This is a genomic window from Aquidulcibacter sp., assembly GCF_049239865.1.
Taxonomy (GTDB): domain Bacteria; phylum Pseudomonadota; class Alphaproteobacteria; order Caulobacterales; family Aquidulcibacteraceae; genus Aquidulcibacter.
On record NZ_JBMLTR010000164.1, the window covers coordinates 1 to 9,209 of the forward strand.

A 9,209-nucleotide genomic window follows, 5' to 3' on the forward strand; every position below is an offset into this window, starting at 1 on the left:
CTGGCAAGATCGAAACCAAAGGGGCAGAAGTTGAGTTTGTGTCCCGTCCGATGACAGGACTGACACTATCGGGCAATGCGGCTTGGATTGACGCCACCTATGCCGACTTCAAAAATGTGGCCTGCTACCTCGGCCAAGCCCAATTGCCGTTCGGAACGACGCGAACCTCGCCGCGCCAATGTATCCGCATCAACAGCGCAACGGGGCCATTTGTGACGGAGGGTACCGGCAATAAGCTGACGAATTCGCCAGAACTCACTTGGAACGTCTCGGCCAATTACGAACAGCCAATCAGCACAGCGTTGAAAGGCTTTGCCCAGATCAATTATTTTTGGCGCGACGATGTGAGTTTCAGCGCGGCTGGCGATCCCAGTGCAGTCCAAGAAGCCTATGGCCTATTGGGCGCTCAATTGGGTGTTGCCTCGGCTGACGGCAAGTGGCGGGTTGCCCTGTTTGGGAAAAACTTGGGTGATGAGAAGTTCGTCAATAACGTCATCGGCCAACCCGTTTTGGGAGCCACAGGTGTATATTCTCAATTCCCGAGCCCAGATGCAGAGCAAATTGTCGGGATCTCATTCGAGATGAGTTTTGGAAACTAGGCCAAGCGCGATTTGCGACGGAATGCGCGACTCAAAACCCCTCGTCATTCAGGGCGAGGGGCCAGAGCGCTGTCATCGCGAAGGGCGTAAACCCTCTAAACGCTATCTCACCCCGCCTTGACATAAACCCAAGCTTTACCGCCTGATGCGAGATCAGCCTCGACCCGCTGATAGTCCGACACTTCATAGAGGTCTGCGGCAGCAAGCTCTTCCGACGTGATCCAGAAGACCATGCCTGAAACCGTGTCTGTGCGGTCAGAACTCGCCACAACGATGGGGTGAAAGCGCTCGCCGCTGATCTTCAACACCTCGGGGTCGGTGATCTCTATCCAGGTCTGTTTAAAGCCCAAAAGCGCATCGGCGGTTCCATCAAGCCTGCGGCCAAAAGTCTCCCGCTGCACCTGCACAAGCTGCAGCGTGCCATAAGAAAAAAGGCGGATGCTTGCGGTCACCTGATGTCTCCACCTTTTTGATCGCTAAATGAGTCAAGCGATCATTTGTGGTTTCTGCGCCAAATGGATACATTGTTCAAAGGAAAATGGCGCACCCGACAGGATTCGAACCTGTGACCTTTGCCTTCGGAGGGCAACACTCTATCCAGCTGAGCTACGGGTGCAGCGCAGATGTGTCGGTAGCCCAGATGGGCTTTGGTTTCAACATCGCTTGGGCAGTCGGCTTGGGCCGCGTTTAGGGCTTGGCGTTCTTGGCTTGCCACGCTTTCATCTGGCTGATTTCGCGGTCTTGTGCAGCGATAATATCTTCGGCCAGCTTGCGGATTTCTGGGTCCTTACCATGCTCCAACACGACGCGGGCCATGGCGACTGCGCCCTCGTGATGGGGGATCATGCCGGCGATGAAGTCTTTGTCGGCATCGCCTGTATAAGGGATGGTCATATTCTGATGCATGGTCGAATTGGCCGCTTGAAAGGCCTTGGTCGAGGGTGCAGCAGCAGCAGCAGGGTCGGCGGGGGCCATCATCGTCCCGTGATCCATCTGGCTATGATCCATGCTGCCATGATCCATCATCACATTGCCCATACCAGATGCCGCAACCGAGTTGGTGGGGGCTGGCTGGCAGGCTGAGACCGCAAGTGTCGCGATCAGGGCCGTTGCGGCGACTAGGCCGGTTTTGAAAGCTGTCATGGTGTGGCTCCAGGGCTTGAGGTGGCAGGTGAGGCGGGGGCGTCCAAACGAAAGGCGAGTAGGTAAGTGCCTTGGTCGGCAGAGAAATTATCGTCTGACAAGATAAACACAAACTTAGCCCCGCTTTGTGGGTCTTTCATCACGGCAAGGCCTTCATAATTGTCCATCATAAAGGGCGGGGACAGAGCAAGCTTCAGCGTACAGACTGGCTTGCCGACTAGAACGCTTGAGAGGCTACATGTTTCCAATCGCGAGAGATTGACCTTGGTCGCGGTGTCGTAAGAGCGTTTAAGGACCCAGACTTCGTCATCCAGCACGCGGATATCGGTGATGCCAAAGCGGCCTTGATTTTCAAAGCTGCCAAGAGGCGCGGTCACGGCTTTACTGTTCTGGTCAAAGATCCAATAGGGCGCTTGCAGCTTTGCGGCAGGATCACCCGGCCGGTCCGGACCATATTCGGCAGAAGCCAGATATTGGCCGTTGGGCAAGCGGGTGAGGGCTTCCATTCCGCCATTGGGTTCTAGACCTTCAAAGCCACTTAGGCTTGGACCCGCTTTGGTCGCGTAACCTTTATCGGTTTTGATAAGCTCGATCAGGCGATGGTTGCGCTCAAGACTGATGAGAAAGCCGGTGTCGGTTGGGGCAAGCCCTTCGCTGTCAATTTGATTGGCCCCGCGCAGAGGTTTATCCGCCGCATCGGTGAGTGTGGTAAGGTGGACTTCGCTGGCTACGGGCGGGGCTGCCGTCCCCCATGTCATCGGATTTGGTGCTGCGAAGCGGGCGAGGTGGCCTTGATCCGTCAAGGCATCAAAAACGATTATGTCGTTTTCGGTTGTCCGCACATTGAGGGAGGACAGGCCGCCAAATTCTTCGGGCATGCTGGGATTTTGCCGCTGGGTATCGAGCCGTAAGGCATAGATCAGATCGGCAGAGCCGGACTTGCTGATCCCGGTCAAATTTTCGGTTGAGACAGTGAGACTGCTGATCCGGGTCGAAAATGTTTGGTCCAGAACCGGGGCACCAGGTCCCGTCGCCTGGGCGCAGGCGGTGCTACTCAGGAAACAAAAGGCTAAAAGTTTTAGTCTCCACATAATCAATCCTCTTTCAAGAGATCCCTTTTTCACCTACGCCGTTTTAACTTTGCGGTCTATTGCGACAAAAGCAGCTGAGCGTGTCCGTGTCCTTCGTTTTGACATTCTGTGCGCCAAAACATAGGCTGATAAGAAATCAAATGGGGGGCGCACAATGTCATTGAAATCGCTTGTGGTTTCACGAGTAGCTGAGGCCATCACCAGCGCGCAGCGCCAAGATGCGGCCCGCGACAAGTATGAGAAAGAGCGCCAGCGCCAAGGTGCGCGCCACCGCATCGACTATTTCCACCAGATTGATGATCCTTATAGCCACTTGGCGCTGCAGGCTTTGGATCAGTTTCGCAGCCGCTATGACGTGGACCTGCATGTCTGGCTGGTCGGACCACCTGATGATTGGGCGGCACCTGAGCGCGATCGCCTGATTGCCTATGCGCGCGAAGATAGTGCGCGGCTGGCCAAAAGGTCGGGCTTTGCGTTTGACGACCACGGCGTGCAGCCCGCGCCTGATGCCGTGCGGGCGGCCCAAGCGCAATTTGCGGAAGCTTTAGGGGCAGACGACTTCTGGCCGCGCGCGTTGTCGATTAATCGCGCCTTATGGGATGGCACGATCGAACCAAGCGCGACGGCGGTGACGGGTGAACCGTGCGCTAGGGGCGACGCGGAGCGGGCGCGCCTTGGCCATTTCATGGGCGCGATGCTGCATTATGGGGGTGAGTGGTATTGGGGCATCGACCGCCTGCATTATCTCGAAACCCGTTTGCGCGGGGTTGGCGCACAGGTGCAAGCAGCGCCTGCCGAACTCATCTTTGCTGCGCCGGATTTGGAACTCAAATCGGCCAAGCAACAGGCTGGCGAACGGCCTGTGCTGCATTGGTACTTATCGTTCCGCAGTCCCTATACTTATCTATCCCTCAACCGCGCCAAAGCACTCGCAGATGCTTATGGGGCCGAATTGCGCTTGCGTTTTGTCTTGCCCATGGTGATGCGGGGCCTGCCCGTACCGCAGATGAAGCGGACCTATTTCACGCTGGACAATGCGCGCGAAGCTCGACGGCTGGATATTCCGTTTGGGCGCATTGCTGATCCGGTCGGCAAGCCGGTTGAGCGTGGTTATGCTATCCTGGCTTGGGCCTTACAGCAGGGGCGCGGCTTTGAATTTGTTGAGGCGTTCTTGAGTGCCGTGTGGTCGCAAGGCGTGGACGCAGGCTCGGATGCCGGGATGAAGCAGATTGTTGAAAAGGCGGGCCTGCCATGGCCAGAGGCGCGCGAGCAATTAGCCCACGAGACCTGGCGCGAGACGGCAGAGGCCAATCGACTGGAGCTTTTAGAGATTGGCCATTGGGGCGTTCCGTGTTTTCGTGTGAATGACGTCTGCGTGTGGGGGCAAGACCGCATGTGGGTGATTGAAGACGCCTTGAAAGAGCTGACATCTTGAAGCGAGCCATCCTCATCCTATTGCCACTCTTACTCGCCACTGGCTGTAAGCCAGCGGTGGAAGTCGAAAAAAGCGAAGCTAAGGTCAGTTGCGGCTTGCCGGTTGCCAAGCAGGGCGGCTGGGTGAAAATACCTGCGGGCTCTGTGGTCTTAGGCCAAGACCCATATTTTCCCGAAGAGGGCCCCACGATGCGCGTGCAGGTCACTGGGTTTGAGATGCAAGCGCACGAAGTAACAAATCGTGAGTTCGCCGCCTTCGTCGCGGCAAAAGCCTATGTAACCGACGCGGAAAAATCGCTGACCCGTACAGATGGCGGAGCGGGGTCTGCCGTGTTTGAGATTGGGAAGAATGGTCAGCCCGGTCAATGGAAATTGGTACCGGGTGCGACGTGGAAAGCGCCCCTCGGGCCGGGAAGCTCCATCATTGGCCAAGAGGATAAGCCCGTCATTCACGTTTCGCGCCAAGATGCCAAAGCCTATGCAGCATGGGCCGGTGGGCGTTTACCCAATGAGGTGGAATGGGAATACGCAGCACAATCCGGACTGCCGGATCAGGCAAACACGCGATCTGGCGCGTATGATCCTCAAAAAAAGCCGATTGCCAATACGTGGCAAGGGTTGTTTCCGATTTTGGATGAAGGCGCGGATGGCTTTCAATCCACTGCGCCTGTCGGCTGTTTTCCACCCAGCAAGCTGGGCCTCTATGATATGATCGGAAACGTTTGGGAATGGACCGAAACGCCCTTTCAGGATGGGGCCTCCGGCACGGTTAAGGGCGGGTCTTGGCTATGTTCGGATAATTTCTGTGGTCGCTATCGCCCGCAAGCCCGCCAGCCGCAAGATACTGATTTTTCGAGCAATCACATCGGGTTCCGTTTGGTTCGCGACGCGCGCTAGGCGGGATGAGTTAGGCCGTTAGAAAAAGGTTCTACTGGTTTGACAGGCTGATTATTGCACTTATAGTGTCAATATCGCAGTTTGCCGATACGCCGCAAAAGGGGTCGCTATGAAAGCCAAGCCAGTTCTTGCCGTCCTTGCCGCTCTGTTCGTCGGTGTCGGCGCTATTGCGGCACTTAACCGAGACAGGATCGCTTTGACCCTGCTCGAGCGCGGGGCAAATCAGGCCCTTGCCCATCCCACGATTGAAGGGCTGAAGACGGGGCTCCACGCTGGCTTCTGCGGGACGGGTTCGCCCATGCCAGACCGCGATCGCGCTGGCCCATGCTTGGCCATTATCGCTGGCGGCAAGCTCTTTGTGTTTGATGCAGGCGAAGGTTCGGCAGAAACCCTCAATCTCATGGGCTTGCCGACAGGCCAAGTGCAAGCGGTGTTTCTAACCCATTTTCACTCGGATCACATTGATGGTCTGGGCGCGCTTGGTCTTCAGCGCTGGGCGTCCAGTGCGGCCAAGGCACCGCTGCCGCTCTATGGTCCTACGGGAGTGGAGCAGATCGCGGCAGGCCTCACCCAAGTCTATACGCAAGATCGCGGCTATCGGGTCGCCCACCATGGGGCCGCGATTGTGCCACCTTCTGGTTTTGGATTTGAGGCCAAAGCCTTTGCCCCACCCGCCATTGGCGCAGAGGCAGTGGTTTATGATCAGGACGGGGTGAAGATTGTCGCCTTCGGTGTCGATCATCGTCCCATTGAGCCAGCCTTGGGCTATCGGATTGAATATGGCGGGCAGAAGATCGTCATCAGCGGCGATACGAAATTGTGTGACTGCGTGACCAAGGCCTCACAAGGGGCCAATCTTTTGGTGCATGAGGCCATCGCCCCGAACCTGACCCAGATTATGGGTAAGGCTGCTAGGGATTCTGGGCAGGCAGGCGTCAGCCAAGTCTTCCATGACATCGAAAATTATCATGCCACGCCGAGCCAGATCGCTGACATTGCCACGAGTGCCAAAGTCGGTGGTGTCGCCTTGACCCATATCGTGCCTGCCTTGCCCCTGAAGGGCTTAGAGGGACCATTCTTGGGTGATGCTAAGCAGAAGTTTAAGGGGCCTTTCTGGATCATGCAGGACGGCGATTTGGTCTCGCTGGACAGCCAAGGCAAGCTCTCGAAGCGCCGTGTCTTACGGGAATAATTGGGCCGTGATTGTGATTGGATTTATCTTGACCCCTCGCACATCCAATGACAATCATCGTGTCAAAACAATCAAGTGGTTTGGGGGCGCGCGTGGGCAAAACTAACAAACTTTTGTCCCGATGGGTGCGGGCCGCGGGCCTTGCGCTGGGAGGCTTGGCGCTATTGGCTGGTGCAGGCCCTGCCTCGGGACAAGCGGCTGCTAAGCCCGCCGCACCTAAGGCCAAGCCCAATGTTGTGATCATCCTGTTTGACGATGCTGCCCTGATGGATTTGGGCATTTATGGCGGCGAGGCCAAGACTCCCAATATTGACGCCATCGCCCGCCGCGGCACCCGCTTTACCCGTTACGCGACCTCGCCCTTATGCTCGCCCTCGCGCGCCATGCTGCTGACGGGCCTGACCAATCATCAAGCAGGCGTAGCGACCATCAAAGAGGTGTTGCCGAAAGAACATGTCGGCAAGCCCGGTTACGGTCTGCATTTGGAACCCAATGTCGCCACGTTGCCAGAACGGCTTCGCCTTGCGGGCTATCATACCTTCATGAGTGGCAAGTGGCATTTGGGGGATGGGCCGGGGCAGTTACCGGGCTCACATGGCTTTGATCGTTCCTATGCGCTGGATGCGTCGGGGGCCGATAATTGGGATGATAAGCCCTATATGCCCTTCTACAACGAGGCACCGTGGTTTGAGGATGATAAGCCGACCTCCTATCCCAGCGGTCAGTTTTCCTCGACCGTGATCGTCAATAAGATGTTGAGCTATCTCGACGCGCGACCCAAGGACGATAAGCCCTTCTTGGCCTATGTTGCCTTGCAAGCCGTCCACATCCCCGTGCAAGCGCCCCGCGAATATACCCAGAAATATGCCGGTCGCTTTGATGGCGGTTGGGACCAATTGCGCAAGGATCGCTTTGAACGCGCGAAGGCTTTAGGTCTTGTGTCGAAGGACGCTAAAGCACCTGCCATGCATGCCAGCATGCGCGCTTGGGACAGCCTAAGTGCGGACGAAAAGAAGATGCAGGCCAAGGCGATGGAAGTCTATGCCGGCATGATCGAGGCCACGGATGCCGAGATTGGTCGTCTGGTGGCACATTTGGATAAGACCGGTGAGCTTGAGAATACGATCTTTGTTATCACCTCAGATAATGGACCAGAGCCGAGTAATCCCGGTGGGGAGCGCGGCTTTAATCTCTGGATGAAGACCCACGGCTATACACACGACTTGGCCAATCTCGGCGAACGCGGCAGCCATAATTGGATCGGGCCAGAATGGGCGAGTGCCGTGGCGACGCCCGGCTATTTGTTCAAATTCTATACGTCCAGCGGTGGCTTGCATGTGCCGATGCTGATGGCAGGCCCTGGAATTGCGGCAGACAAGGCCGTCAATGCCGCAGCCTTTGTACAAGACATTACGCCCACCTTGATCGACCTTGTAGGCGGCGCGCCTGCCATCGCCGATACCAAGCCGATTTCCGGGCGCAGTTTAGCGCCTGTTCTGTCGGGCCAAGCCCAAGCGGTCTATGGACCCAATGATGCGGTTGGGGTGGAAGTCTCGGGCAATGCCGCCATCACCAAAGGCGACTACACGCTGGTGAAATATAATCCTCCATATGGGGACAATCAGTGGCGGCTCTATCATGTCGTCAATGATCCCGGCCAAACGACAGACTTGTCGCAACAATTGCCGGAGGTGCGCGCCGATCTGGAACGCGCTTATGCTGCCTATGCTAAGGCCAATGGCGTCCTTGAATTGCCCAAGGGCTACAAGGTTCAACGTCAGGCCGCGCACAACAGCATCATGCGCCAGTTGAGTTTCTATGGCTGGCAATTGGCAGGTCTTGCGCTGGTACTTGTCCTGATCTTGTTCGGCCTTATCCGCGGCGCCCTCGCCCTCTTCTCTCGCAAAAAGAAAGCTGCTTGATGTCTGAAGATCTAGCCTCGTCCCGCATCCATGTTTTAGGGGCTGCAGGTTCGCCCTACACCCGCAAAGTCATCGCGGCCCTGCGCTATCGTCACATTCCTTATGCGCTGCATTGGGGTAGTCATCGCAGCCCTATGCCGGGCTTCCCCGAAGCCAAAGTAAAGCTTCTGCCCACGGTCTATTTCCCGCAGGCCGATGGTGGCTATGAAGCGCAAGTCGATTCTACGCCCATTCTGGCAAGACTTGAGCGGGAGTTTTCCGGTCGCGCCTTGGTGCCCTCCGATCCGGTCATCGCGTTTCTCGATCATCTGGTCGAGGACTTTGCCGATGAATGGCTGACCAAGGCGATGTTCCATTATCGCTGGGCACGGCAAGCCGATATTGCCCATGCGGGGCCGCAATTGGTCTTCTGGCATGACACCACCACCGCCGACGCCGACGCCAAAGCTGCGTCCGACTTTATCTCTAAGCGCCAGATTGATCGCCTCTATGTTGTGGGCTCCAACGAGGTTACGGCGACGACGATTGAACAATCCTATGAGCGTTTGGTGGGCGTGTTGGAAGCTTTGATCCAGCCTGCGGGTTTTGTGATGGGGGCAAGACCCGGCACCGCTGACTTCGGCCTCTATGGCCAATTGACCCAATTGGGTGTTGTCGATCCGACCCCCGCGGCTGTCTGCGCTGAAACGGCGCCGCGCCTGCGCGCATGGATCGACCGTATGGAAGACCTTTCCGGACTTGACCCGCAAGATGGCGACTGGCTGACGCGAGATCAGGCGCAAGCGCGCCTTGCGCCGCTGCTGGCCGAGATTGGCCGCGTCTATGTGCCGTTTTTATATGCCAATGCCCAGGCTGCCCAAGCTGGCGAAGCAAGCTTTGAAACCGTCATTGACGGGCGGGCTTGGACGCAACCGACTTTTGCCTATCAGGC

At 57.0% G+C, this 9,209-nt stretch carries 9 protein-coding genes and 1 tRNA gene; 6 read left to right on the forward strand and 4 right to left on the reverse strand.

The features are described 5' to 3' along the window. Positions 1-599, forward strand: a 599-nt coding sequence (locus ACOVRA_RS11555; protein ID WP_421720417.1) for a TonB-dependent receptor domain-containing protein, incomplete at its 5' end; no start/stop codon positions are given. A gap of 107 nt (positions 600-706) precedes the next feature. Here ACOVRA_RS11555 and ACOVRA_RS11560 read toward each other — a convergent pair. From ACOVRA_RS11560 to ACOVRA_RS11575, 4 genes are all read right to left on the reverse strand, one after another. Continuing rightward, positions 707-1,051, reverse strand: coding sequence for a gamma-glutamylcyclotransferase family protein (locus ACOVRA_RS11560; RefSeq protein WP_421720418.1), 345 nt, complete (start codon positions 1,049-1,051; stop codon positions 707-709). An 87-nt stretch (positions 1,052-1,138) separates the two neighbouring features. Further along, a tRNA-Arg gene (locus tag ACOVRA_RS11565) sits at positions 1,139-1,215 on the reverse strand. A 71-nt stretch (positions 1,216-1,286) separates the two neighbouring features. Then, entirely contained in the window at positions 1,287-1,742 is a 456-nt protein-coding gene (gene copM, locus ACOVRA_RS11570) for a CopM family metallochaperone (RefSeq protein ID WP_421720419.1), read from the reverse strand. Then, a complete protein-coding gene (locus ACOVRA_RS11575; protein WP_421720420.1) occupies positions 1,739-2,833 on the reverse strand; it encodes an esterase-like activity of phytase family protein in 1,095 nt (364 codons plus the stop codon). The genes copM and ACOVRA_RS11575 overlap by 4 nt, the downstream gene beginning before the upstream one ends. Before the next feature lie 154 nt (positions 2,834-2,987). Between ACOVRA_RS11575 and ACOVRA_RS11580 the strand changes: the two genes are divergently transcribed. The 5 genes from ACOVRA_RS11580 to ACOVRA_RS11600 all read left to right on the forward strand — a co-directional run. Beyond that, positions 2,988-4,268 carry a DsbA family protein gene (locus tag ACOVRA_RS11580; RefSeq protein WP_421720421.1) on the forward strand — a complete coding sequence of 427 codons (1,281 nt, stop codon included), beginning with the start codon at positions 2,988-2,990 and terminating at the stop codon, positions 4,266-4,268. Then, entirely contained in the window at positions 4,265-5,164 is a 900-nt protein-coding gene (locus ACOVRA_RS11585) for a formylglycine-generating enzyme family protein (RefSeq protein ID WP_421720422.1), read from the forward strand. Before ACOVRA_RS11580 ends, ACOVRA_RS11585 begins: the two co-directional genes overlap by 4 nt. A 109-nt stretch (positions 5,165-5,273) precedes the next feature. Further along, positions 5,274-6,356 (forward strand): MBL fold metallo-hydrolase, encoded by a 1,083-nt coding sequence (locus ACOVRA_RS11590; protein WP_421720423.1) that lies wholly within the window; start codon positions 5,274-5,276, stop codon positions 6,354-6,356. 92 nt (positions 6,357-6,448) lie between these two features. Continuing rightward, entirely contained in the window at positions 6,449-8,278 is a 1,830-nt protein-coding gene (locus ACOVRA_RS11595; protein WP_421720424.1) for an arylsulfatase, read from the forward strand. After that, positions 8,278-9,209 (forward strand): glutathione S-transferase N-terminal domain-containing protein (locus ACOVRA_RS11600; protein WP_421720425.1); only part of this gene is annotated, 932 nt, incomplete at its 3' end. The genes ACOVRA_RS11595 and ACOVRA_RS11600, both read left to right, overlap by 1 nt.

Excerpts from the sequence above, each read along its gene's own strand:
- copM (WP_421720419.1), bottom strand. The coding sequence starts at position 1,742 with ATGACAGCTTTCAAAACCGGCCTAGTCGCCGCAACGGCCCTGATCGCG.
- ACOVRA_RS11575 (WP_421720420.1), bottom strand. The coding sequence starts at position 2,833 with ATGTGGAGACTAAAACTTTTAGCCTTTTGTTTCCTGAGTAGCACCGCC.
- ACOVRA_RS11580 (WP_421720421.1), top strand. The coding sequence starts at position 2,988 with ATGTCATTGAAATCGCTTGTGGTTTCACGAGTAGCTGAGGCCATCACC.
- ACOVRA_RS11590 (WP_421720423.1), top strand. The coding sequence starts at position 5,274 with ATGAAAGCCAAGCCAGTTCTTGCCGTCCTTGCCGCTCTGTTCGTCGGT.